Origin of the sequence: Saccharopolyspora spinosa NRRL 18395 (assembly GCF_000194155.1) — a bacterium.
GTDB lineage: Bacteria > Actinomycetota > Actinomycetes > Mycobacteriales > Pseudonocardiaceae > Saccharopolyspora > Saccharopolyspora spinosa.
In genome coordinates, this window is sequence record NZ_GL877878.1 from 3,177,985 (window position 1) to 3,203,149 (window position 25,165).

The 25,165-nt window shown below is 70.3% G+C and carries 15 protein-coding genes and 2 pseudogenes; 8 read left to right on the forward strand and 9 right to left on the reverse strand.

Annotated elements, in window-relative coordinates; translation table 11 throughout:
- Positions 1-1,256: 1,256 nt before the first annotated feature.
- The 7 genes and pseudogenes from aroF to SSPN_RS44025 form a co-directional block, all read right to left on the reverse strand.
- The gene (aroF, locus tag SSPN_RS44015; RefSeq protein WP_010696131.1) at positions 1,257-4,373 is read right to left on the reverse strand and encodes a 3-deoxy-7-phosphoheptulonate synthase; all 3,117 of its coding nucleotides are present in this window, start codon (positions 4,371-4,373) and stop codon (positions 1,257-1,259) included.
- On the reverse strand, positions 4,373-5,308 hold the full coding sequence (locus SSPN_RS0115865) for a GHMP family kinase ATP-binding protein (protein WP_010696132.1): 936 nt from the start codon (positions 5,306-5,308) through the stop codon (positions 4,373-4,375). The genes aroF and SSPN_RS0115865 overlap by 1 nt, the downstream gene beginning before the upstream one ends.
- Positions 5,305-6,813 (reverse strand): argininosuccinate lyase, encoded by a 1,509-nt coding sequence (locus tag SSPN_RS0115870; RefSeq protein ID WP_010696133.1) that lies wholly within the window; start codon positions 6,811-6,813, stop codon positions 5,305-5,307. Before SSPN_RS0115870 ends, SSPN_RS0115865 begins: the two co-directional genes overlap by 4 nt.
- Positions 6,810-7,679 carry a thioesterase II family protein gene (locus tag SSPN_RS53745; protein WP_237710560.1) on the reverse strand — a complete coding sequence of 290 codons (870 nt, stop codon included), beginning with the start codon at positions 7,677-7,679 and terminating at the stop codon, positions 6,810-6,812. Before SSPN_RS53745 ends, SSPN_RS0115870 begins: the two co-directional genes overlap by 4 nt.
- A 3-nt stretch (positions 7,680-7,682) precedes the next feature.
- Positions 7,683-7,784, reverse strand: a pseudogene (locus SSPN_RS62655) (acyl carrier protein); the annotation flags it as partial.
- A 260-nt stretch (positions 7,785-8,044) separates the two neighbouring features.
- Positions 8,045-9,934: pseudogene (locus tag SSPN_RS59790) on the reverse strand (amino acid adenylation domain-containing protein); the annotation flags it as partial.
- Between the two features lie 205 nt (positions 9,935-10,139).
- On the reverse strand, positions 10,140-11,375 hold the full coding sequence (locus tag SSPN_RS44025; RefSeq protein WP_044572965.1) for an MFS transporter: 1,236 nt from the start codon (positions 11,373-11,375) through the stop codon (positions 10,140-10,142).
- Between the two features lie 147 nt (positions 11,376-11,522).
- Between SSPN_RS44025 and SSPN_RS0115885 the strand changes: the two genes are divergently transcribed.
- Positions 11,523-12,107, forward strand: a complete 585-nt coding sequence (locus SSPN_RS0115885) for a GNAT family N-acetyltransferase (RefSeq protein WP_010696136.1) — start codon at positions 11,523-11,525, stop codon at positions 12,105-12,107.
- 16 nt (positions 12,108-12,123) lie between these two features.
- Here the strand turns inward: SSPN_RS0115885 and SSPN_RS0115890 are convergent, their stop codons facing one another.
- Positions 12,124-13,119 (reverse strand): ATP-grasp domain-containing protein, encoded by a 996-nt coding sequence (locus SSPN_RS0115890; protein WP_010696137.1) that lies wholly within the window; start codon positions 13,117-13,119, stop codon positions 12,124-12,126.
- A 2-nt stretch (positions 13,120-13,121) separates the two neighbouring features.
- A complete protein-coding gene (locus SSPN_RS0115895) occupies positions 13,122-14,810 on the reverse strand; it encodes a class I adenylate-forming enzyme family protein (protein ID WP_203218534.1) in 1,689 nt (562 codons plus the stop codon).
- Between the two features lie 209 nt (positions 14,811-15,019).
- Here SSPN_RS0115895 and SSPN_RS0115900 point away from each other — a divergent pair, with 209 nt between their 5' ends.
- The 7 genes from SSPN_RS0115900 to SSPN_RS0115930 all read left to right on the forward strand — a co-directional run bounded on the left by SSPN_RS0115900 (position 15,020) and on the right by SSPN_RS0115930 (position 25,165).
- On the forward strand, positions 15,020-16,390 hold the full coding sequence (locus SSPN_RS0115900) for a phenylacetate--CoA ligase family protein (RefSeq protein WP_029535384.1): 1,371 nt from the start codon (positions 15,020-15,022) through the stop codon (positions 16,388-16,390).
- The gene (locus SSPN_RS0115905; protein ID WP_010696140.1) at positions 16,391-16,690 is read left to right on the forward strand and encodes a chorismate mutase family protein; all 300 of its coding nucleotides are present in this window, start codon (positions 16,391-16,393) and stop codon (positions 16,688-16,690) included.
- Positions 16,691-16,720: 30 nt separating this feature from the next.
- Positions 16,721-18,811, forward strand: coding sequence for an aminodeoxychorismate synthase component I (gene pabB, locus SSPN_RS0115910; protein ID WP_010696141.1), 2,091 nt, complete (start codon positions 16,721-16,723; stop codon positions 18,809-18,811).
- Positions 18,808-19,689, forward strand: a complete 882-nt coding sequence (locus SSPN_RS0115915; protein ID WP_010696142.1) for a prephenate dehydrogenase — start codon at positions 18,808-18,810, stop codon at positions 19,687-19,689. The genes pabB and SSPN_RS0115915 overlap by 4 nt, the downstream gene beginning before the upstream one ends.
- A 271-nt stretch (positions 19,690-19,960) precedes the next feature.
- Positions 19,961-21,205 (forward strand): aminotransferase class I/II-fold pyridoxal phosphate-dependent enzyme, encoded by a 1,245-nt coding sequence (locus tag SSPN_RS0115920; RefSeq protein ID WP_010696143.1) that lies wholly within the window; start codon positions 19,961-19,963, stop codon positions 21,203-21,205.
- Entirely contained in the window at positions 21,202-22,068 is an 867-nt protein-coding gene (locus SSPN_RS0115925) for a N5-glutamine methyltransferase family protein (RefSeq protein ID WP_010696144.1), read from the forward strand. Before SSPN_RS0115920 ends, SSPN_RS0115925 begins: the two co-directional genes overlap by 4 nt.
- A 7-nt stretch (positions 22,069-22,075) precedes the next feature.
- On the forward strand, positions 22,076-25,165 hold the full coding sequence (locus SSPN_RS0115930; RefSeq protein WP_010696145.1) for an amidohydrolase family protein: 3,090 nt from the start codon (positions 22,076-22,078) through the stop codon (positions 25,163-25,165).

The window sequence follows — 25,165 nt, forward strand, 5'->3', positions numbered from 1 at the left end:
GATCCCAGCACCGCCAGAACCCAGAACACCACCAACAGCAACCGAAATCAGGCCGTCCGCCCCACTAGATGCCCGCACCGCGACCCACCAGGGCGGTAACACACCACAACCCAGCGACCGGGCGAGGACAACCACCCGGCACCCGCACCACAACACACCACCCACAAACAATCCTCCCCCGATGACAGCGCGAACCCTCACGCATGGTGTGTGCCGCGGACCCGACGATTGCCGGGTACCGAAGTCCCCGCCCTCACAGCCGGCGAGCACACAGGCCCGCGAGAACAGAACCAGTGCCGCCAGACGAGATCTCCAGGGTCTAACGATCCTGCACCAAGGGTGAGGCTTCAATCGGCGGCGTCCCACACCGACAGGCACCCAGCGCGATGACGAAAAGAGACCAGCACCGGGCGCCTCACCCATCACCCCACAACTCCCAGCCAGCGGGGAACAACTCCGTGCGATAGCCGTGGCCGTGGCCGTGAAACACGACGACTCCGCCGCGATACGCCAGATCACCGAGGACAATCGCTGACCGATGCTTGCCTCACGCAAAGTTTTGATGCGACGCCACACTCGCCAGGACGTCCGACGAGCAGCCTCGAGATGACCCGGTCATTGTCCGCCCCAAGATGATCATCCGCCCATCCCGCCGTCCGACGAGGCCACAATTCCAGCTTGACGGCACAACAAGAGGCACGAACATGAACAACAGCCACGACTGCCCCGAAAACCGAAAACCACTGCCCGAAAGTCTGCGACGACAGACACACCACTCGACACCTCACACGCCCGTCACCACCAAATGGTGGCGGTCAATGCCGGTGGTTGTGCATGATGCGCTTGGTGCGCGCGTAGTCGTCGAGCGTCGACTTGTACGCCGTGCGCGCCTACTTGGGCGGCCTGCTGATGCGCCGCATCGCCATGCTCCCCCGCTCCGCCCTTCGACCGGTCAGCATCGCCCTAGCCGAAGTGCGGGCAGTCGCCGGACACGGCGACCACGCCCGCATCAGCTGCGGCACCGGTTCGGCCGGGCTCGCATGCCGATGTCCGCCGCCCTGGCCTACCGTCCTGACCGCAGCCAGGCCACGCTGATCGCTACCAGCGATGCTTCGCCTTCCCCGACCAATACCGGCCTCCACCTACAACCAAGATCACCCGAATACTTTCATCATCCGTCCTTAGCGGACAGTGTCGCGCATCGGCGTTCCACCGCGGACACACCCCGCGCCCGGCCCGCACCGTGCTCAGCCGGGTCAGCGCAGCGCGGCTGACTCGGAGCCGAGCAACTCCTGGGGCAGGCGTCCGGCCAGCGTGGCCCAGTCCCGCATCGCCCCGGCCAGGCCGGACACCTCCGGCTCGCCGAGCGCCTGCGGGCCGTCGCACAGCGCCGCGGCCGGGTCCGGGTGGATGTCGATCATCACCCCGTCGGCCCCGGCCGCCACGGCCGCGCGGGCCAGTGGCAGCACCAGCTCTCGCCGCCCGGCCGCGTGGGACGGATCGACCACCACCGGCAGGTGGGACCGGGCCTGCGCGACCAGCACCGCCGAAAGGTCCAGCGTGTTGCGGGTGGCGGGTTCGAAGGTGCGGATGCCGCGCTCGCACAGCACGATGCCGGTGTTGCCGCGCAGCGCGATGTACTCCGCGGCCAGCAGCCACTCCTCGACCGTCGCGCTCATGCCTCGCTTCAGCAGCACGGGCTTCCCGCTGTCCCCAACCGCTTCCAGCAGGCCGAAGTTCTGCATGTTCCGCGTGCCAACCTGGAGCATGTCCGCCCAGCCGGCGACCAACTCCACGTCTCGGCTATCGACCACCTCGGTGACCACCGGCATCCCTGTCTCGGCGCGGACCTCGGCCAAGATGCGCAACGCCTCCGTGCGCAGGCCCCGGAAACCGTACGGCGAGCTGCGCGGTTTGAACGCGCCGGCCCGCAACAGTGAAGCACCCGCGGCCTTGGCGAGCCGGGCAGCGGCAGAAGTCTGCTCCGGCGTCTCGACCGCGCAGGGTCCGGCGATCAGGGTGAACGTGTCCGGGCCGATGGCGACGCCACCGACCTCCACCACCGAACGACTCTCGCGCGCCTCCCTGCTCACCAGCGGATACGCCGACGCCACGCGGGCAGACCCCGGCCGCAACCGAAAGCCGATCAGGGCGTGAGCCTGGTCCAGGATCTCGACCAGCTCCCCGCGGGAGGCCGCCGTGGCGATCACATACCCGACGCGGCCGTACGCGTCGACCGGCGGCGCGACGCGCTGCCCAGGTTTCGCGGTGACCGTCACGGCCCGCACTCCGGGCAGCGCCCTGGTCTGCTCCACGCCGGTCACCTCTTCGAGCGTGCCTTCCTCCGGCGGCAGCAGGAACTGGATGCCGGCATAGCCCTCGAACGACTCCGGCAGGTCGATCTCCGCGCCCGCGGCGAAGCGAACCTGGGCCTCCAGCAGGTCGACCCCGGTGCCCAGCCGGAACAGCTCAGGAATCATGCCCCCGGCCAGGCGCGGGTTGATCTCGACTACCGCGGTGCCGTCCGGGCCGAGCTTGACCTCGGTGTGACTGGGGCCGAACTCCAGCGACACCGCGGAAAGCGCCGCACGGACCGCCGCGGCCAGCTCCCTGGCGACCGTGGCGGGCAGCTCCGCGGGCACGATGTGCCTGCTCTCCACGAAGTTCGGGCCTGGCGTCACGGTTTTCTCGACGATGCCGAGCAGCCGCTGCTCCGTGCCGGTGCCGAACATCTCCACGCTGTACTCGGGCTGGTCGAGGAACTGCTCGACCAGCGCGGCGCGGCGGGTCGCCTGGCCTCGGCCGTTCTCGGTGACGGCCAAGACTCGGCTCACCTGGGCGACCGCCTCCCCGGCGGTGGCGCACAGCAGTACGTTGGTCGAACCCGAGTCATCCACCGGCTTCACCACACAGGGCAGGCCGACCCCGGCAACCGCTTCCCAAGCGGACGCGGCGTCGGTGACGACGGTGTACACCGGCTGCCGCACACCGGCCTCGGCCAGCGCGGCCCGGAGCGCGCCCTTGTCACGGCAGCGTCCGACGGCCTCGGCGTCGGCCGCGGGCAGGCCCAGCCCGGCGGCCAGGCGGGCGGCCGTGGCCAGGTAGAACTCGCTAGTCGTGGTCACCGCGGCGATCGGGGCTCGACCGGCCACCCTGCCGACCGCCAGGTTCAGCGCGTCGAAGTCGTTGGTGTCGCAGGTGACCACCGTGGCCCCGGTATCGGCCAGGCCCAGGTACCGGGCGGGCCAGTTCGTCATCAGCACGGCCCGGTAACCGAGCTCCCTGGCCACGCCGAGCGCCCGCATGCCAGTGCCGGTGGTGTTCGACTCGACGAAGACGAACAGCGGTGGGCGGTCGCTGTCGGCGACCCGGTAGGACCAGCTGGACACCGTGGTGCCGGCGCGAACCTGCTGTGGAATTTCCGCGAGCGGCAGCTCGGCGAGGCCGCGTTCGGCCCAGTACCCCTCGTCATGCACGGTCTCGGCGTACCGGTCACCGCGGTCGGGGAAGATGCCGACGATCCGCGTGCCCGGCGGGGCGGTGGCGGCGAGCCAGGTGAGCACCCGGTACACCGACCCCGAGGTGTTCCCGGTGAACAGCTTCTCCTCGCGAGCCAGCGCCCGGGTGGCATCGAATGCCTCCCGGTCGTTGAGCCAGTGCACCTCGTCGATCAGCGAGTGGTCCAGGTTCGGCGGGTGCAGGCTGTTGCCCAGCCCGCTCTGCAGCCGCTGCGGCCAGTCCGGCTGTCCGAACAGGACACTGCCGACGCAGTCCACCCCGATCACCCGCACGTCGGGCAGCCGCTCCCGCAGCGCGCGCGACGTGCCGCACAGCGACCCGCCGCTGCCCACCGAGCCGACCAGCACGTCGATGCCCCCCAGGTCGGTGACCAGCTCATCAGCCAGCGCGCGGTAGGCGGCGGGATTCTCCGGGTTGGCGTACTGCCGCGGCCAGAAGGCCCCGGGCAGCGTGTTCATCAGCTCGTTCAGCTTGGTCAGCCGGGCGCCCTGCCATCCGTGTTCGTCCATTTCGGACACGACATGCACCTGGCAGCCGAGGCCGGTCAGCTTGGCCAGGGTGATCCGGTCGATACGAGGATCGGTGACGATGTGCACCGCGTGCCCCAGCAGGGTGCCGACCAGCGCCACCCCAAGCGCCATCGTGCCGGATGAGCTTTCAACGATCGGCGCGCCCTCGGCGAGTTCGCCGGACTCGCGGGCCCGCGTGATGATCTGCTTGGCCACCCTGTCCTTCATCGCGAACAGGTTCTGCAACTCCAGCTTGGCATGGATCTCCACGCCGCGGTCCGCTCCGGCCCGCAACCGCACCAGCGGAGTGCCGCCGATGACGTCGATCAGGCTGTGACTCAGCATCAGCGCCGTCCCATTCCCATTCCGTCGAAGCTCAAACACCGGTACACCGCGACGTTTCCCGCGATGGACGAACATGCGCTGGCCGCCGCGGCGACCTGGTCCGGGTAGCCGGGCACGCCCGGGTCCAGCAGCACGCCGAGGCTGGTCCCGCTATGCGCGGCGACCACCCCGAGCCCGCCGACGTCCTCGCAGACTCCGAGCACCCGCTCCAGCGTGGCCTTGGGCCGCAGGACTTGGTTCATCAGCGCGCTGCGGGTGGCCACCCGGCCCACCTCGGCGAGGTCCCGCCGCCCCACCGCTTCCGCCATCCGCGCCAGCAGCCCGGCGTACTCGCGCCGGTCGGCCGTGGTGAACGGCTTGGGGATGAGGTTGAACTCCACGGTGTCGATCTCGCCGCCCTCGTCCACGCCGACCACGGTCATCGGCGGCAGCGAGCCGAGCACCGAGTGCAGCTCTACCCGGCGGTGGTAGAAGGCGACCACCGCCGGGTAGAGCACGCCGTCGGTGGGTTCGATGCGGGCCAGGAAGTTCTCGATCCGCCGGGGCGGCAAGGTGATGCCGAGCGCGTTGGCGACGGCCCGGGCGGTAGCCACCAGGTCCGCCGAGGAACTGGCCATGCCCTTCCCCTCGGGCAGACCGCTGTCGATGGTGATCTCCCCGCCGATCGGCCGCCCGGCGTCGGCCAGGATGATCCGGGCCAGCCGGAGCGCCTTGGTCTTGTGGCGCGGCCACATCGTCAGTTCGCCGGTGTCCGCGCTGCCCCGGAAGGTCGCCACGGACCAGCGCGCGATCGGCAAGGTGACCAGGAAGTCGCCCTCCGGCTCCGGCAGCACGCCTTGCAGCAGTTCACCGAACACTCCGAAGGCGGTGCCGACGCCGGTCACCCCCCGATAGAACGGACGGGGCCCGGCGAGGCTTCCGGTGGCTCCGCTCACGCTCTCGCTCCCGCGGCATCGGCCAGCACGGCGGTCAGCTCGGCATCGGCGTCCGCGAGCCGGGTGCGCCGCGCGGCACAGGCCGAAGCCAGCTGGTCGAACTCGGCCTCCTGCGTGGCGAGCAGCTCGCGCATGGACTCGGGTCCGGTCGACCCGGCGGTGCGCTTGGCAGCCAGTGCGGCCGTGACGTCCAAGGCTTCGCGCAGCAGAGTTTCCGCGAGCGGGGTCGCATATCCGTGCTCCGCCAACACTTTTTCCAACAGGGCCGGCTCGGGCTCGGCGGGAGGCAGGCCCTTCGCCACCGCGGCGACGATGTAGCGGCCGGTGACCACCTGCGCCGTCCGCCAGGGCACCCCCGCTCGCAGCGTCAGCTGGTTGGCGAGGGTGAACCCGCCGAAATACTCCGCCTCGCAGGCACGGGCGAGGCGTTCCTCGTCGAACTCCAAGCGGTCCAGCACGCCCGTGAGCAGGCGCGCGATCGAGGCGAGCGTGTCGAACGCGGCGGGCACCTGGGCACTGGCCTCTTTGGACACCTCGACGGAGTTGCTGTAGGAGGTGGCGCGCTGCGCGGTCGCGATGCCGTGATAGGCCGCGTGCAGATGCGCGGTGCGGCCACGAATCCTCTCCAGCACAGGAAAGTTCTTCTTCTGCGGCATCGCCGACGAGATGCCCGACCAGTCGTCGGGCAGGTCGAGGAAGCCGTAGCCGCTGCCGCCCCAGGTCATCAGGTCGGTGACAAACCGGCTCAGCGCCACGCCCAGCATCGAGAACTCGGCGCAGGCCTCCAGCGCCCAGTCCCGCTGCGACACCGCGCGCAACGCGTGCCGCTGAACACTCTCGCAGCCCAGCAGCCGGGCCATGCGGTCGCGATCCCAGCCCAGCTCCTGACCGGCCATCGCGCCCGCGCCCATCGGGCAGGCGCTGGCGGTCAGATAGACCGGCTCCAGCCGCGAGAGCGTGTGGAGCAGTTGCTCGGCCAGCGCGGAGAAGTAGAACGCCGGGCTGACCAGCTGGGCGGCCTGCATGTGCGTGTAGCCGGGCATCATCAGCCCGCCGGTTCGGGCGGCCAGCCGCCCGGCGGCGCGGCCCAACTCGATCAGCAGCTCGGCCGTGTCCAGCAGTCGGGCCCGGCCGTACAGCACCTGCGCGGAGGCCTGGAGGTCGTTGCGGCTGCGGTCGACGTGCCAGGCAGGCGGCACCTCCGGCAACCGCTGGCTGATGAAGCGTTCCAGCGAGAACACCAGGTCGCTCATCGCCCCGCGCGCGGACCGCTCCACCGCGTCCGGGGTGGCGCGATCGAGCAGCCCGGAGATCAGCCCCACCTGCTCGCCGGTCAGCAGGCCCATCCTGGCGTACTCGGCGAGCAGGACCTTCTCCAATCGCACGTAGTGCGGCAGCAGGCAGGTCAGCTCGAACCGGAGCTGCGGTTCCAGGATCTCCGTGCGCAGGAGGCCGTCCGGCCCGGCCGAGATCCGGCCGGTCAGGTTCGTGTGGTCGATGCTCAAACCGGGCTCCTCGTTCGGGACAGGTGTGGGCAGGCGCCGAGCACCACGCCGGCGACTTCGGTGGCTCTGCTGCTCGGAAAGTAGTGGCCGCCCTCGGCTAGCTCGCGCAGGCTCAGTCGGCGGGTCAGCCCGGCCCAGGCGGACAGGTGACGCCCGGCCTCACTGGTGTGCGGATCGTCGGCGGCGACGACCAATTCCACCGGGGTGTCGACCCGGTGCGCGAGCGGCGAGCGCAGTGCGCCGCGGAAGAACTCACCGGCGCTGCGCACGTCGTGGCGGTAGGCAGCCCCGACGACGCGGGCCCGCTCCGGCTTGAGGCCGTCGACCTCGATGTAGCCGCTGTCCTCCAGCATCGCCGTCACGAGTTCGCGATCACCCAGCACAGTCACCCGGATGTCCTCGGCCCGCAGCTGGTCCTCGGTGGCGGGCCGGATCGCGCCGAGGAACACGTGGTGCGCCGGTGCGCCCTCGTCCTCCAGCAGCCGGGCCAGTGCCAATGCGGGAGCGGCGCCGGTGCTGTGTCCCCACACCAGCAGGGGCGCGCCCCGGTGATCGCGCAGTTCCGCGCACACCGCCTCCGCAAACGCGTCCACTGTGGTCAGTTCGGCCGGTTCGGCACCTAGATCATGACCCGGCGGCTCGACGCCGAGCACCTGGACGCCATGTGCCCGCAGCTCCCGGGCCAACTGCTGGAAGTTGACCGAGTTCCCGCCCGCGTGTGGGAAGCAGACCAGCGTCGCAACGGGATCGGAGTCCACTTCGGACAGAGAATGGAGCAGGCGCCGGGCCGGGAGCGGACGGCGTTCGTCGATCACCGCGGCGAGCTCGGAGAGCACCGGGTGCGCCAGCACCTGCCGCAGTGACACCAGCCCGTCCAGTTTGACCAGCAGCCGCACCACCGACAGGGAAGTGCCGCCGAGGCGGAAGAAGTCGTCCGCGTGCCCGATCCGTTCCAACGGCACGTGCAGCACTTCGGCCCAGGCGGTGGCCAGCGCCCGTTCGGTGGGCGTGGCCGGAGCGGCGTACGGCCCGTCGGCGTGCCCAAGCGTGGCCGCCAGCGAGGCCAGGGCAGGCGGTCCAGCCGGTGCACGTAGGTGGGCACCAGCTGGCCGGGCAGTTGCGCGGCGAGCCGCGCACGCACCTCTCCCCCGTCGAGCTTCCCGGAGCCGGTGAAAAACGCCACCAGGATGGCTTCCCGGCCCTCGCCGCTGTCCACCACGACCGCCGCCGAGTCGACTCCGTCGATATCGGCCAGCCCATGCTCGACCTCGCCGATCTCCACCCGCGCGCCCCGGATGCGGATCTGCTCGTCACGGCGCCCGAGGAACTCCAGCCGCCCGCCAGGCAGCCAGCGGCCGAGGTCCCCGGTTCGGTAGAGCCGCTGTCCCGGCCGGTGCGGGTCGGGGCGGAAGGCCCGCGCGGTCTGCTCCTCGTCACCGAGATACCCGCGTCCCACGCAGACCCCGGAGAAGGCGATCTCCCCCGGCGCGCCGAGCGGCAGCAGCGAGAGGTCGTCACCGATCAACGAGACGTCCACGTTGCGCACCGCGCGCCCGAGCGTCACCGGCTCGTCGGGATGCCGCAGCACCGCGTGCGTGGTGTCGTCGGACAACTCGGTGGCGCCGTAGGCGTTGACCAGCGTGATGCCCGGACAGCAGGCGAACCACCGGCGCACCAGATCCGGGCGCAGCACCTCACCGGTCACCGACATCGCCCGCAGCGGCCCCAGCCCTCCCGGCCGGCTCTCCAGCCGGGCGACCAGCACCTCGAAGTAGGACGGCACGAGCTGCGCGACCCGCACTCCGGAAGTGGCCAGCTCGTCGCGGAAGGCGTCCACGTCCAGCAACACCTCGGAATCCACGATCCGCGAGCTGCCACCGCACAGCAGCGGCGCGAGTAGCTGCCACAGCGAGATGTCGAAGCACTGGGAGGCCGTCTGCGCCACCACCTCACCCGGCGTCAGCTGCATGTCGGCGATCTTGGCCAGCAAATGATTGAGCAGGCCCGCGTGCTCGCACATCACGCCCTTCGGCGTCCCGGTGGAGCCCGAGGTGAAGTAGACGTACGCAAGCGCGTCCGCCCCCACGGCGACCGTCGTGGCGGACGCGCCGGTGCCGAGCAATTCGTCAATGGTGAGCACACAACGCCCGGCACCCACCGTTGCGCCGTCGATGCCCGCTCCGGCCAGCACCATCGAGCAGTCGGCCTGGTCCAGCACCCCGGCGATCCGGCTCGCGGCCGCGCCCGGGTCCACCGGGAGATAAGCGCCACCGGCCCGGAGCACACCGAGCACCGCCGCGGCCCAACCGAGATCCCGCGCCGTGACCACGGCGACGATCTGACCAGTGGCGAGACCCCGGTCCAGCAGGTCGGCAGCCACCTCGGTGGAACGCTCGTCCAGTTCGCGGTAGGTCCAGCTGCGGTCGCGATGTGAAACCGCGATGTCGTCGGGACGTCGGCGGGCCTGCTCCGTGAAAAGCTCGGCGAACATCCGCTCGCCCAGCGGCGCGCGCGGCCCAGCGAGATCCCGAAGCTGATGACGAATCTCCTGCTCGCTCAAGAGATCCTCGACGCGGTGCACCGCGTCGAGGTCGTCGGCAAGCAGGCGCAACGCGCTCAGGTGATACCCGGCCATGCGGGTCACCGCCTCGGCATCGAGCGAGTCGGATCGTGAAGTCACCGACAGCCCGCCGTCGGCGAACCGGACACCGAGCACCCCCTCGTGCACAACGCCGCCGGGAGAAAGATCGAGAACGGATTCGACTTCTGAGCCCGCATGCACCTCGACTACGCCCGCCGCCAGTTCTCGCCAGCTCCGGCCGCCGACCTCCGCACGCACCGGTCGGACAGCCGATTCGGTAATCAACCCGGCAACCGGCGCGGGTTCACCGGTGACGGCGGAGAGCACGGCCAGGTGCGCCGCGAGCAGGAAAGAATCGACAGCCCCGTGCCGCGCGTTCGCGGTCGCGTGGAGCCGGTCCAGCAACGCCGCCGGTATCTCCAAGCGGCATCTGACCGGCGTGGCCGCGCCCGGTGCCGGCCAGCGCGGGACCACCGTGGCGGCACGCCTTGACGGGCCGGTGCTCACCACGCGCGCGACGGTCGGATCGGGCGAACTCATCTACACGCAACTCCCGGGCCACCACACGGCCTGAACTCGAAATGGCGAACGAAATCGAAATGGCCGAGAAAACCCGCACCTTCCTGGCTTTCCCGGTCAACATTAGGCAACTCGCGGCACGCACCAGACCGGCTTTGTTGCTCACGAACACGGCAATTATTGCGACAGGTGACATTTGTTGCGCGGCATTTCCCATGCGAGGCGGTCAGCTCGTGGTAGTTGAACCGAGCTGCCGCGAAGCGGCGTCCATCTGCCGCCACACCTTGAAGACGAACGGGCACCCGACGGCGATCACGCACAGGCCGCAGAGCGCGTACGCCGCGCCGTGCGGACCGATCCCGTCGAGCAGCACCCCGGCGATCATCGAGCCGAGTGGCATCGCCGCGCTGCCCACCGCGTGCAGGGCGCTGAACACCCTGCCGCGCAACGGTTCCGGCACCCGGTCGTACTTGACCGCGGCGATCACCGGGTTCAGCGCGCCGTTGGCCACCATGCTCAGCGAAACCAGCCCCACCAACAGCACCGGCGGGGGGCCGAGCGCCACCACGAGGTACACCGGAGGACCGGAGATCAGCCCGCAGACGGCGAAGGTGCGCCAGCGGTGCCGTCCCGTGCCACGGAGCGCGTAGAGCGCGGTGCCGAGCATGCTGCCGCCGCTGGCAGCCCCGATGAGCACCCCTACCAGCGTGCTGTTGTGCCAGACCAGCACGCCGAACGCCGGGAGCAGCACGGAAAGCAGCCCGGTGGTCAGCGCGTTGCTGCTGGCGTTGCTCGCGCCCAGCACTACCAGCAGCCGATCCCGCCGCAGGTAACCCAGTGCCTCCCGCAACTCCTGCAGGTAACCGGCGGCGCTGTGGCCACCGGACACGGGACGCACCCGCACGAACACGCCGACGAACACCGCCGCCAGCAGCAGCGCAGCGCCGTCGGCCAGCAGCACGGTGGCCGGGCTGAACAAAGCGATCAGCAGGCCGCCGAGCAGGGCCCCGATCAGGTCACCCGCCCGTTGCGAAGCCTCCTCCGCACTGGTGCCACGGGAAACCCGGGTCCGAGTGACAGCCAGCACCGCGGGCAGCAGCACCTGCTTGGCGCTGCGGGACGGGGCCCGGCCAGCGCCGATCCCCAGCGCCAGCACCACAAGCAACGGCAGCGACACGCCCACCGTGTTGTGCGCCAACGGAATCAGCACCACCGCACCACAGGTGAACAGGTCCGCGACCAAGCTCGCGCGCCGGGCACCGTACCGGTCGACCAGGGTGCCGGTGAGCACCACCGACAGCACCAGTCCGAGCGTCTCGGCGGCGGCCACCAGCCCGGTGCTCACCCCGCTGCCGGTGGTCTGCAACACGAACCACGGAATGGCGATCAGCGTCATCGTCGATCCCAGCGTGGCGATGCCGCCCGCCGCTACCAGCGCGACCAATGGCGTCGTGCGCGTCACCGGCCGACCACCAGGAACGGGGTGGATTTCGGAGGAAATGCGGGACAGTCGTATCCCGGGCTGCTATTGTTGCCGCGCCGTCCGACCGAAAAATCCGCGCGACGGAATTCCTCGATCCGAGAACCCCACCCGGAGCGGCCCTCACTCATGCGACCCGTTGTCACCGAACGCCTCCTGCTCCGCTCGTTCACCGAATCCGATCTGGACGACCTGTACGACATCCAGCGCCGCCCCGACGTCGCACGTTATCTGCTCTGGAACGCCCGCACCCTGGAGGAAACCAGGGAGGCGCTGGCGGTGCGCATCACCCAGACCGAGTTGGTCGCCGAGGGCGAGAACCTGGCGATAGCCGTGGAACTGCGCGAGACCGGCCGCCTGATCGCGGACTTCAACCTGGAGTGGCTCAGCGCCGAGCTTGGCCGCGCCGAGATCGGGTTCGTGATGAATCCCGACCACTCCGGCCACGGCTATGCCACCGAGGCCGGAGCCGAGGTGCTGCGCATCGCATTCGAGATCTACGGTTTCCACCGCGTGGTCGGCCTGTGCAACGGGAAAAACCACAGCTCGCAGCGCCTGATGGAGCGCCTCGGCATGCGACGCGAAGCCTTCTTCGTCCAGGGCGAGATGCTCAAGGGCGAGCGCGCCGACCTCGCCGTCTACGCGATGCTGGCCACCGACTGGGAGCTGAGCGCCGGGGCGGCTCGCTCCGGGGAGCGGACCGCGCGCGGCTGAAACGGGCACTACCTCCTCAGCCCCGGCCCCGCTGCTCCAGCAGCCGCCCGGCCCAGTGGAAAAACGCGTCGGCCAACTCGGACCGGGCCGGCTCGGGGAACTGCGAGAAGTTGGCCATCACCGTGCACCACTCGCCGAACACCGGGCCCTGCTCGGTGATCAGGAAGTCCACGCACAGATAGTCGGCGCCGAGCGTGCGGACCACGCGCAGGCAGTCGTCGAGCACCACCGAGAAGTCGGCGCTTGGACTCGCGTTCCCGCCCTGGGCGATGTTGGACAGGTAGCGGCCGATCACTTGCTCGCGCAGCATGCTGGTGACCACCTCGCCTTCCACCAGCGCGACCCGGAGGTCGCCGGAGTTGGGCAGGAACTCCTGCACCAGGTAGCCCTTGCCGGTCTGGGCGGCGATGTCCACCGCGGAACGCAGCTGTTCGAAGGTGTCCACTTTGAGCACGCCGAACCCCGTGCCGGACTCGCGCGCCTTGAGGATGTAAGGGCCGCCGCCGATCTCGCGACGCACCACCTCCAGGCCCTCCCGCGCGTGGCGGCGGAACGGTAGCGCGACGGTCTTGGGTACCTTCAGACCGAGCTGCGCCGCCCGGCCGATCATCGCCAGCTTGTCGCGCTCCAGCCATTCCGGCGCAGCCATCGCGTGGTTGAGCACGAACGAGTCGCTGGCGTCGATGATCCGGGAGATGCCGTGCAGGTAGGACACGGCTTGCTGGTCGTTGCCGATGTCGTCGACGATGTAGCACTGCCGGGTCTCCAGCAGGTCCACCCCGCCACGCCACAGCCGCGGCTGGTCCACGCAGGTCGGGGTGAGCTCGCTGGCCGGGATGAACTGGAAGCCGAAGCCGTGCCGGGCACCCTGCGCGGTCCACCGGTCGGTGATATCGGCGATGATCTTGTCGAGATGGCTGGGGTTGAAATCGTCCGGGTTGTAGATCCAGTTGACCATCCGTTCGGCCGGCTTGGCCGAGGGCGTGACGACCTCGCGAACCGCTGAGTACACGGTCAGACCTCCTCAAGGGTGGTGGCGGTCTTCGAACGCTCGCCTGCAGCCAGGAAGTCTTCCAGCGCGGCGTACTTCTCGCGCAGCTGCCGTTTGAGCACCTTGCCGGTGACCCCCTGGGGGAAGTCGGCCTCGGTCCGGGCCAGCTCCAGCACGGCCAGCTCCAGCAGTCCGGCCGAGCGCAGCGCCTGGTTCGCCGTGGCCAGCAGCGCGTCCGGCGTCATGCGCTGATCGACCGTGGTGACCACGGCCACCGGCACGGTCCGGCCGCGGTGGCATCCGGCGACCACAGCACAGTCGGCGATCACCGGCAGCTCGTTGAGCAGAAGCTCCTCCAGCTGCACCGAGTGCCCGGTGCCGGTCTCCGTCTCGATGGCATCCACTTCCCGGTCCACCTGGTAGAAGTCGCCGTTGGCGTCCTGGTAGGCGAGGTCACCGGAGAGCCAGAACCCGGCCAGGCGGCTGCGGTAAGTGGCGTCCGAGTCGTTCCAGTACCCGGCGGTGATGGTCGGGCCCTTTGCCGCGAACAGGCCGATCTCGCCGGGTTCGGCGCGGGTGCCGTCCCTGCGCAGCACCACCACCTCGGCGACGGCGTCGGGGCGGCCGACGCAGCGATCGTTGCGCTGCGAGGTCAGGGACCGGGGCTGCACCATGATTCCCCATCCCAGTTCGGTCGCGCCGAACCGGTCGTAGAACACCGCCGAGGGCAGTTCCGGGTTCCGTTTGGCCAGGATGGATTTCAGGTGCGCCTCGTGGATCGCGTCACCCATCGTCACCCAGCCGTCCACCGAGTCCAGCGCGCCGTCGGCGACCTCCACCTCGGCCAGCTCGGCGTATGCATGCGCGAAGGCCATCACCGTGGTGGGCCGGTGCTTCGCGATCGCGTCGGCCAGCTCGGCACCGGTCGGGTCGTACAGCGGCACCAGCGGGGTGCCGGCCAGGATGGCGTAGTTGGCGTACATCACCGAGCCGAGGTGGGACTGCGGCTGTGCGGCCATCATCGTCGCGTCGGGCCCGTCGATGAAGTCGGTGAGCCGGAACCGAGGCCCGGCGATGCTCGAATGGTGGGTCTGCACCACCGGCTTGGGAAAGCCCGTGGTGCCCGAGGAGTGCAGGATCGACACCGGGTCCTCCGGCGCATGCCGGAACCGGGCCGACTCGGGCAGCTCGGCGGCTGGCGGGGCGGGCAGCTCCTCCGCGATGATCAACCAGCTCACACTGTCCACTTCGGGCAATTCCGCACCGAGCGCGGCCAGCCGGGAGCGCGTGGTGCAGATGCCGACCGGCGCGGTGCGGCGGCACAGCTCCAGCGAGGTGGCCCGGGGCGCTCTGCTGTTGACCAGCACCCCGATGGCACCGATCTGGGCGAGCGCGTGGAAGTGCACCGAATAGGCGAACGAGTCCTCCAGGTAGACCAGCACCCGGTCGCGCGGGCGCACACCGAGACCCAGGTAGTGCACCGACCAGCTCTGCGCCAGCTCGTCAAGCTCCAACAGGCTGAAATCGGTGCGCCACTCGCCACCGGGGGTGGCCAGCGGCCGCCCCGAGCTGATGAACGGCAGATCGGGATACGCGGCGACGGCCAGCGCCGACCGCAGCACGTTCCCGCCGCCCAGTTCGGGATCGGCCGCCAGCTTCGCGCGGCCCTCCGGGGACAGCAAGGTTCGGCCAGACAGAGCCATCGCAGCCATCGTCGCGCCTTTCGGATCCGGGTACTCAGCACTGATCGTGCTCAGCCGCCCCGGTCCGCCGCGACGGATTTGTTGCGGTTGTGGACCTTCCTTGGCGCGCCACACCGCGTTTGTTGCCGGTAACCGCCGAACCGGGGTCCGGCGCGACAACAACGCGGTATATCTGGGAAAACCCCTGATCACCAGCCATCAGAGCACTGGAGCGGAGCATGCCCTTGAACGCGGTCGGCGACCCGGATCGCCCAGTGGCGTCGAAGATCCGCCTCGCGGTGGACCCGGACCGGCTGGACCGCGCGGAGCTGGAGCGGTTGCGGGAGCGGAACTTCGCCGCGATGGTCGACGCCGCGCTGGCGACCCCCGCGGTCCGCCGCCGCTGGCCGGACTTGGCGCCAGGCATGACCACCGCCGACCTCGCCCGCCTCCCCCTGCTCAGCAGCCGCGAACTGGCCAACGGCAGCCCGCCGCACTCGCCGGAATTCCAGCTCGGCGGCGACGGCCCCGGAATGGTGCTGCGCTCCAGCGGCACGGCCAGCAAGCCCAAGATGATGTACCACTCCTGGGACTTCAACCTCCAGGTCGGGCGGCTGGGTGCCCGCGGGTTGCTCGCGGCCACCCGCTCGGCACCGGCCCGGCGCGTGGCCAACTGCTTTTACCCGGCCGAGCTCAGCGGCGGCGCTTTCCTGTTCACGCAGGAGGTGATCCGGCTCGCCGACGCCCGCTCCTACCCGCTGGCCAGCCAGACCAGCCCGGCCGAGAGCGCGGCGGTCATCGCCGAGCACCGCGTGGACGCACTGGCGGCCAACCCCGGTTACGGCGTCGAGCTGCTGACCGCGTCCCCGCCGGGGCAGATCGCCGCACTGCGGTACTTCTTCTACATCGGCGAACTGCTTGGCAAGGCCCGCACTCAGGCGATCGCGGAGGCCGCGCCCCAGGTCACCGTGCGCTCGCTGGCCTACTCGACCTCGGAGACCGGGCCGATCGGCTACCAGTGCGAGCAGCTCTCCGGTGCCACCCACCACGTGCACGAGGACGCAGTGGTGGTGGAGATCGTCGACGAGCAGACCGGGGTGCCAGTTCCGGACGGGGACACCGGTGAGGTGATCGTCACCGCGCTGAGCGACACCGGGATGGCGCTGTTGCGCTACCGCATCGGCGATGTCGGCTCCTTCGGCACCGCCCCCTGCCCGTGTGGCAGCCCCGCACGCCTGCTCACCCTGCACGGTCGCACCGCGACCTCGCTCAACATAGACACCGAGGTGGTGTCCTCGGACCTGCTGCTGGGCCAGCTCGGCCAGCTCGGCGTCACCGAACCCGCTGACTGCCAGCTCCAGGTGCTGCCCGAGCAGCACGGCCACCGGCTGCGGCTGCTGCTGTCCAGCCGGACGCCCGAATGGATCACCACCCAAGCGGTGGTCGACTGCCTCAGCCGCGCCCAGCAACTGCGCGCGGTGCTGAACAGCGCGCAGTGCCTCGGCTTCAGCGTGGAGCGCGTCGCGCCCGAGCTGTTCGCGCGCACCGATCGCGGCAAGGTCCCCGTTCTTTACGCGCCCGACAGCCGAATGACGCCGAAGGAGCACTGAATGACCTCGCCGGAGACGAAGCTGGAAGCCCTGCGGGCCGAGCTCGACAGCGTCGACCTGCGCCTGCTCGACGTGCTGCGGGAACGCATCGAGCTATGCGTGCGCATCGCCGAGCACAAGCGCGAGCACGGCGTGCCGATGATGCAGCCGCACCGCATCGGCGTAGTGCAGCAGCGCGCCGCCGACTACGGTGCCGAGCACGGCATCGACCAGACGTTCCTGCATGCGCTCTACGAACTGGTCATAGGCGAGACCTGCCGGGTCGAGGATCTGGTCATCGGCACGCCGGCGACACCGTAGACGGGCGAGGACCATCTGGAGGACGGGCCCATGCGGACCCTTTTGATCGACAACTACGACTCGTTCACCTACAACCTGCACCAGCTGCTCGGTGAGGTGACGGGGCGGGCCCCGGTGGTCGTGCGCAACGACCAGGAGCTGCCGGCCCGACTGGCCGCCGAGTTCGACGCCGTGGTGGTCTCCCCCGGGCCCGGGCGGCCCGACCGCAGCCGCGACGTCGGCACCAGCGCGCAGGCCATCCGGGACTCGGGGCTGCCGGTGCTCGGGGTCTGCCTGGGGCACCAGGGCATCGCACACCTCCTCGGCGGCACGGTGGACCTAGCGCCGGAGCCGATGCACGGCCGCAGCTCGCCCGTCTACCACACCGGCAGCGGGGTTTTCGCCGGTCTGCCGTCGCCGTTCTCGGTGGTGCGTTACCACTCCCTGACCGTCACCCGGCTGCCGGAGGAGCTGGAGGCCGTGGCATGGACCGAGGACGGCGTGCTGATGGGGCTGCGGCACCGCACCGCGCCGCTGTGGGGTGTGCAGTTCCACCCCGAGTCGATCAGCAGCGAGTACGGCAGGCAGCTGCTGGCGAACTTCCGTGACCTGGCGCTGGGGGCGGGCGCCGTGGCGCCGCCACCGGCCGCCATACCGTCCACATCGGACACCCAGGCCCTGCAGGTGCACGTCCGGGAGATCGAGTGCGAACCGGACACCGCCATCGCACACCGCGAGCTGTTCGCCGGCGCACCACACAGCTTCTGGCTGGACACCAGCGAAGTCCGGCCGGGCCAGTCCCGGTTCTCCTTCCTGGGCGACGATCGGGGCCCGCTGGCCGAGCACCTCACCTACCGGGTCGCGGAGCGGACCGTGCGGGTCCACCGCGGCGACGGTACCGAGCAGCAGATCCGGCAGGACTTCTTCGGTTATCTCGACGAGCAGCTCAGGCGACGCGCCGTGCCGGCACCGCCGGGCTTGCCGTTCGAGTTCGATCTCGGTTACGTCGGCTATCTCGGTTACGAGCTGAAGGCGGAGACCTCGGGCTCGGCCGTGCACCGGTCCGAGTTCCCGGACGCGGCGATGATCTTCATCGATCGGATGCTCGCGATCGATCACCTCCAGCACCGGTCGTACCTGCTCGCGCTGAGCACCGAGCAGACCGAGGCCGCCGCCATCGCCTGGCTGGACGAGACCGCGCTGCGGCTACTCGCCCTGCCATCGTCTGATGTGGACGGACAAACACGGGTGCTGGACACCGGCACGGCCACCGACCTGGACCGGCTGGACACCGCGCGGCCGCGGCACGACCGGGCCGCCTATCTCGCCCGGGTCGCCACCTGCCTGGAAGAGATCAAGCATGGCGAGTCCTACGAGATATGCCTGACCAACACGGTCACCGTGGACGAGCGGATCGACCCGCGGCACACCTACCAGGCCCTGCGGCGGATCAGCCCGGTGCCCTACGGCGCGTTTCTGGACTTCGACGGGCTGGCGGTGCTCAGCGCCTCCCCGGAGCGATTCCTGTCCATCGGCGCGGACGGCGTGGTGGAGTCCAAACCGATCAAGGGCACCCGCCCGCGCGGTGCTACCCCGGAGGAGGACGAGAGGCTCAAGCTCGACCTGTCCGCCCGGGAGAAGGACCGCGCGGAGAACCTGATGATCGTCGACCTGGTGCGAAACGATCTGAACAGGGTGTGCGAGATCGGCTCGGTGCACGTGCCGACGCTGTTCGACGTCGAGACCTACGCGCCGGTGCACCAGCTCGTCTCCACCATCCGCGGCACGCTGCGCGCCGGGGAGTCGGCGGTGAGCTGTGTGCGGGCGGCGTTCCCCGGCGGCTCCATGACCGGCGCGCCGAAGGTGCGCACAATGGAGATCATCGACCGCTTGGAGGAGGGTCCGCGCGGGGTCTACTCGGGGGCCATCGGCTGGTTCTCCCTGTCCGGCGCGGCGGATCTGAGCATCGTGATCCGCACCCTGGTCGCCGACGGGGAACGGCTGAGCTTCGGCGTCGGCGGCGCGATCGTGGCGCTGTCGGATCCGGTGGAGGAGTTCGAGGAGACCGTGGTCAAGTCCCGTGCCGTGCTAACCGCGGTCGCGCAGACGGCGATGCGCCCCGCGATGGGTGGCGCGCTGTGACCGGCGTGCGGTCGCTGCGCCGCTGCCTGGTGCTCGGCGGTGCGGGCGCGGTAGGTGAACTGTTCGCGCGTGCTCTCCGGGATTCCGGCGCCGAGGTGGTAATCGCTGACCCTGCCGCCGGTAACGGGGACGCCACCGCCCCGGACGCCGCGCTCCGCGCCGAGTTGGCCGGCGCCGACTTGGTACTGCTGGCGGTGCCCGAGCGCACCGCACTCGCCGCACTCCCAGTGCTGGCAACGCATCTGCGTCCGGGCACGCTGGTCGCCGACACCCTGTCGGTGAAGGGCGCCGTCGCGACAGTCCTGCGGGAGATGAGCGGGATCGAGGCGGTGAGCCTCAATCCGATGTTCGCCCCCTCGTTGGGCTTCGCCGGGAAGCCGGTCGCCACCGTGGTCGTCCACAATGGACCGAAGGTGGCGGAGCTGCTGGCACTGCTGCGGGACTGGGGCGGCCACGCGGTGCTGTGCGAGGCGGGCGACCACGATCGCCTCGCCGCCGCCACCCAGGTGCTCACCCACGCCACCATGCTGGGTTTCGGCCTGGCGCTGACCGTGCTCGCCGACGGCGTCGGCGAGGTGGCGCCCCTGGCCCCGCCGCCCCATCGCACCCTGCTCGCGCTGCTCGCCCGCATCACCTCGGGAACGCCGGAGGTCTACTGGGACGTCCAGGCGGCCAATCCGGAAGCACCCGGCGCCCGCGCCGCCCTGGTAGCCGGTATCCGGCAGATCGCCGACATGGTCGACGCTGGCGACGAAGCCGGTTTCGAAGCAGTTCTGGGCAGGCTGCGGGCGTTCTTCGGCGACGAGCTGCCCCAGCACGCGAGCGTGTGCGCCCAGCTGTTCGACGGCTTACCGCCCTTGTCCGGTGAGCGGGAGTGAGTCCGCACATTGTTCAGATCGCCAGGGAACCGGCCCTCCCGGAGCGGATCACTCACGTGGTGCGTGTCGCCGTCCGGGGTGCGAATGCCGGGGACCAGCGTGTCCAAGACCGTTCGGGGCGTGCCAGCGCCGACACCGTTCCCGGCGTCCCAGATCGCAACCCGGCAACTACCGCACCCCGTCGCCGCATCCGGGAACCACGAGAACACCACATTCGACCTTGCACGCATGCCCACACAAACCGAAACAGTTGCGCCCCAAGCGAGGAAGCATGATCCAGCCGCAAAGAACCCAGCCGGTCAACTGGGTCAAGTCCCGGATCAGCCGGACCTCCGACTCCCTCGACCGCGCCTTCGAGCAAGGGCTGACCGGACACACCATCACCGCCCGCGAGGGCAAGCGGGTGCGGCTGGCCGACGGGAGTGCGGCGCTGGAGTTCGTCTCGTGCTCGTATCTCGGCCTCGAAGAACATCCGGCGCTGATCAACGCCGCCGAGACGGCGCTGCGCCGGTTCGGGGTGCACTTTTCCTCCTCCCGCAACCGGATGCGGCCGCACTACCTACCTGAGCTGGAGGAGCTGCTGGCCACGGTCTACCGGGGCAACCGAGCGGTTGCGTTCACCTCGGTGGGCACCGTGCATCTGGGGCTGCTGCCGCTGCTGGGTAGCGGTGCGCTGCCCAGCTACCGGATCGCGCCCGCCGGAGCTGCCTTCCTGGTGGAGAAGACCGCGCATTCGTCGATGCAGATCCTGCGTGGCCTGCTGGGGCAGATCGGTCCCACGTACCGCTTCGACCTGGACTCCGCCGATTCGCTGGAGACCGCGCTGCGCGAGATCGGCGAGACCGGGCGCACTCCGATCGCGCTGGTCGACGGGGTGGGCTCGATGGGCGGACTGATCGACGTGGCCGGCGTCCTGGAGGCGTTGCGGCCCTACGGCGGCCACCTCTACATCGACGACGCCCACGGCATCTCCATCGCGGGCGCGATGGGCGCCGGGTACGCCTTCGAGAGCCTCGGCGACCAGTTGCCGGAGAACGTGGTGATCGCCGGTTCGCTGTCCAAGGCGTTCGGCGGTTCCGGCGGGTTCGCGCTCGTGCCGGGCGAGAGCGACGTCCGGGTGCTGCGGAAGTTCGCCAACCCACTGGTGTTCGGGCACTCGATCATGCTGCCGCTGCTGGCCGCGAACGTGGCCGCCGCCGAGCTGCACGTGAACGGGGAGGTGGCCGCGCTCCAGGAGAAGTTGTGGCGCAACGTCATCGACTTCGACGATCTGACCGGCGGCCGACTGGTCAACTCCGGCCTGTGGTCCCCGGTGCGCGGCGCGCACTTCGCCACCGAGGAAGATGCGTTCCAGACCACGACCGCACTGAAAAACGCCGGGGTGCTGGTCCTCCCCGCGTTCTTCCCCACCGTCGCGAAGGGCACCGGCCTGGTCCGCTTCGCGCTGTCATCCCTTCACGAACGCGGCGATCTGGAGACCGCGGCGAAGATACTGGAAGGAACCCGATTCGGATGAGCGGTCCCCGAACGCTGGGCGAGGTGCTGGACGACGCCGAGAAGACGCTGGCCGATGCCGGCGCCTGGGCATCCCGTCAAGACGCCGAGACCCTGGCCGCGCACGTGCTTGGCCGACCGGCCCAGGAGCTCCCGGTGGACGAGCCGCTCGGGGCTGCCGCGGCCGGCCGGCTCCAGGAGCTGCTGGCCGACCGGGCCCGGCGGGTGCCGGTCGAATACCTGACCGGGCGTGCTCGCCTCGGTGGCATCGACATCCAGGTGGGGCCCGGGGTCTTTGTGCCGCGCAAGCACACCGAGCCGCTGCTGGCCTGGGGCCTGAAAGTGCTCGAAAACGTCGAGAACCCGGTGGTGGTCGACCTGTGCACCGGTTCCGCGGCGATCGCGCTGGCCGTGGCCCACGCCCGCCCGGACGCCACGGTGCACGCGGTCGAGCTGGCGCCGGACGCGCTGAGCTGGGCCCGCCGCAACGTCGCCGCGCGGGCCGCCGCCGGGGACACGCCGATCTCGCTGCACGAGGGCGACGTCACCGCACCCGACCTGTTCTCGGGGCTCCGCGGCGGTGTCGACCTGCTGCTGGCGAACCCGCCGTTCGTGGTAGAGGGCCGGGTGCTGCCACCCGAGTGGGAGGAGCACCAGCCGCACCCGGCGCTGTTCTCCGGCCACGACGGCCTGGTTGTCATCCGCGCGGTCACCAGCGCGGCGGCGCGGCTGCTGCGGCCCGGCGGCGGAGTCGCCATCGAACACGACGACGAGCAGGCCGAGGCGGTGATGTCGTTGCTGGGCGGGCTTCAGGCGTTCGAGGACATCGCCGACCACACCGATCACAACGACCTGCCCCGGTACACCACGGCACGAAGGATCTAGGACGAAGATGGAGATCTCACGACGGGGCGCACTGCGACTGGGTGGCATCGCCGCGGGAACCGGTGCGGTTTGGCTGGCATCGTGTCCGGTCCCGGCACTGGCCCAGGAAGACACGCCGGAGGCCCCCTCGGTGACCGTCCGGGAAAGCGCGAACCTGGGTGTCACGGTGTCCCCGGACGGCCGCACGCTGGCCATCGACGTCGCGGGCGGCATTTGGGTGCTGCCCGTCGCCGGCGGCGCGGCGCGGCTGATCACCCCGCTCGACCACGACGCCTGCCGCCCGCAGTTCTCCCCCGATGGACGGCGGATCCTGTTCCAGTCCTTCCGTGACGGGGTGTACGACGCCTGGACCGCCGCCCCGGACGGCACTGCGCTGACCCAGCTGACCACCGGACCCGGCTACAACACCGAGCCCCGTCTCTCCCCCGACGGCAAGCGACTTGCCTTCTCCTCCGATCGCGACCACCTCAGCCGTATTTGGGTGCTGGAGCTGGGTTCCGGGGCACTTACCGCGGTCACCAGCGCCGACGAGGTACACACGAGCCCGGCGTGGTCTCCGGACGGCAGCAAACTGGCATACCTGGTGGGCGACACCGTCATCGAGGTGCTGGACCTTGCTTCCGGCAACCGCGAGCGCCCGGTCACCGGCGACGCGGGGCTGGCCGCGCCCGGCTTCACCCCGGACGGCCGGAACCTGACCTATGTGCGCATCGTCGGTCCCAAGACCGATCTGGTGGTGGGCGATCAAGCCTTGGTCACCGGTGAGGACCTTTCGCCGCTCCCAATGGCGTGGCTGTCCGCCAGCGAGTTCCTCTACACCGCAGGTGGCCGCGTTCGGCGCCGTGGACTGACCGGCCCGGCCACCGACGTCCCGTTCACCGCTGTCCTGCCGCTGGCCACCCGCCGCTACCACCGCGCGCCACGGGACCTGGGCTCCACCGCCGTCCGGCAGGCCAAGGGCATCGCCAGCCCGGTGCTCTCTCGTGACGGCAAGCAGGTGGCCTTTCGCGCGCTGAACGCCCTGTGGGTGCTGCCGATCGGAGGCACTGCCCGCAAGGTCGTCGACGACGGTTACTTCTCCTCCGATCCCGACTTCGCACCTGACGGCCGCTCGCTGGTCTACGTCAGCGACCGCGCCGGAACGGCGAACCTGTGGCGGCTGGACCTGGGCACCGGCCGGTCCGAACGGCTGACCGACGCGACCGACGCCCAGCTGACGCCCCGGTATTCCCCGGACGGGACGAAGATCGCCTACCAGGACGAGTCGGGCGGCACCTGGGTGCTCGACATCGCCGCCCGGACCGCCCGGCAGGTGCTGCCCGCCCTGTACCAGCCAGGGCGGCCGAGCTGGTCACCAGACGGCGGCAAGCTGGCGCTGGCCGCCATGCGGCCCTACTCGCGGCGCACGGAGACCGGGCACAACCAGATCCTCGTTGTGGACCTCGAAAGCGGCGAGTTCCGCTACCAGGCCGTGGCCACGGAGCGTTCCCTCTCCACCAGGGGCGACGATGGTCCACTGTGGACTAAAGATGGCTTCGTATTCGGCGCCGAGAGCCTCGCCTGGCGCGTTCCGGCGGACGCGTCGGGCACCATCACCGCCCCGCCCGTACAGCTGACCAACGAGGTCACCGACTCGCTCTCGGTGAGCGGGGACGGCCGCACGGTGCTCTACCTGTGCAACGGGACGCTGCGGCTGACCGACGGCGGGGCCGCTCGCACCGTGGCCGCCGACCTCCGGTACCGGCCGGCCCGCGCCACCGGCCGGGTGGTGCTGCGAGCGGGGGCAGTGTGGGACGGCACCTCGGACAAGCTGCAGCGGGGCGTCGACATCGTGCTCAAGGACGACCGGGTGGCGGCGCTCGTGCCCAGCGCGGGTCACAGCCCCGGCAGCGCCCAGGTGATCGACCTGTCCGGGCTGACAGTGCTTCCCGGCTTGATCGACACCCACAACCACTGGCACATGCGCGGGCGGCAGTGGGGCGACCGGCAGGGCCGGCTATGGCTGTCCTACGGCGTCACCACCAGCCGTTCCCCGGGTGATCCGGCCTACCAGATGGTGGAGAACCGGGAGGCGCTGGAGGCAGGCACCCGGGTCGGCCCTCGATATCTCGGCTCCGGCGAGGCGCTCGACGGCTCCCGCGCCTCGTACAACTGCATGCGCACCACGATGTCGGCCCGGCAGCTGGAACGGGAACTGGACCGGGCCATCGGGCTGGACTACGACCTCGTCAAGCTGTACATGCGCCTGCCCGTACCGCTGGAGCGCCGGGCCGTGGAACGGGCACACGCCAAGGGCATTCCGGTCACCTCGCACTACCTGTACCCGGCGGCGCACAGCGGACTGGACGGCATGGAGCATCCCGGCGGCGGTCACCGTCTCGGCTACTCCCGCACCCTCAGCTACAACCTGTACCGGATGTCGGCCGACGCCGTCGACGTGCTGGCGGCCAGCGGGATGTGGGTCTCCTCCACGACGATCTTCGCCAGCGAACTGTTCGCCGAGGACCGCTCGCTGGTGGACGACGAACGAACCCGGACCCTGTTCCCCGGCTGGGAGTACGAGCGGCTCCAGGCCAAGGCCGACGGAGCGAACGGCCCGCACGCCGAGCCGTACCGCCGGATCACCGCCGGAATGGTCGACGCGTTGCTGCGGGTGCACCGGGCGGGCGGACTGGTGGTCTCCGGCACCGACGCCCCGCTCGACGACATCGGCATCAGCGCCCACCAGAACCTCCGTGCGCTGGTCAAGTACGGGTTCACCCCGAAGGAGGCGCTGCTGACCGCCACCGGTAACGCGGCGAAGGCAATCGGTTACGGCGACACGCTGGGTGCGGTGGTTCCGGGCCGGTTTGCCGACCTGGTCGCCGTCGAGGGCGATCCGCTGACCGACATCCGCGCCGCGGCCGCCGTGCGAGCGGTGTTCGTCGGCGGGGTGCGGCACACCGTGCCGGATCTGCTGGCGCCGTTCCGGTCCACAGGCAGAGCTTCAGCTGCGGTGGCGACGGTGGCCACGGCCCCGCCGCTGCCCTCGGCGACGGCCCGCGCCGAGCACTACTGGCACCGTCCGGAGTGGACGCGGGAGAGCTGCTGCCACTGA

Excerpts from the sequence above, each read along its gene's own strand:
- aroF (WP_010696131.1), bottom strand. The coding sequence starts at position 4,373 with ATGCTGAGTCACAGCCTGATCGACGTCATCGGCGGCACTCCGCTGGTG.
- SSPN_RS0115885 (WP_010696136.1), top strand. The coding sequence starts at position 11,523 with ATGCGACCCGTTGTCACCGAACGCCTCCTGCTCCGCTCGTTCACCGAA.
- SSPN_RS0115895 (WP_203218534.1), bottom strand. The coding sequence starts at position 14,810 with ATGGCTGCGATGGCTCTGTCTGGCCGAACCTTGCTGTCCCCGGAGGGC.
- SSPN_RS0115900 (WP_029535384.1), top strand. The coding sequence starts at position 15,020 with ATGCCCTTGAACGCGGTCGGCGACCCGGATCGCCCAGTGGCGTCGAAG.
- SSPN_RS0115905 (WP_010696140.1), top strand. The coding sequence starts at position 16,391 with ATGACCTCGCCGGAGACGAAGCTGGAAGCCCTGCGGGCCGAGCTCGAC.
- pabB (WP_010696141.1), top strand. The coding sequence starts at position 16,721 with ATGCGGACCCTTTTGATCGACAACTACGACTCGTTCACCTACAACCTG.
- SSPN_RS0115920 (WP_010696143.1), top strand. The coding sequence starts at position 19,961 with ATGATCCAGCCGCAAAGAACCCAGCCGGTCAACTGGGTCAAGTCCCGG.
- SSPN_RS0115925 (WP_010696144.1), top strand. The coding sequence starts at position 21,202 with ATGAGCGGTCCCCGAACGCTGGGCGAGGTGCTGGACGACGCCGAGAAG.
- SSPN_RS0115930 (WP_010696145.1), top strand. The coding sequence starts at position 22,076 with ATGGAGATCTCACGACGGGGCGCACTGCGACTGGGTGGCATCGCCGCG.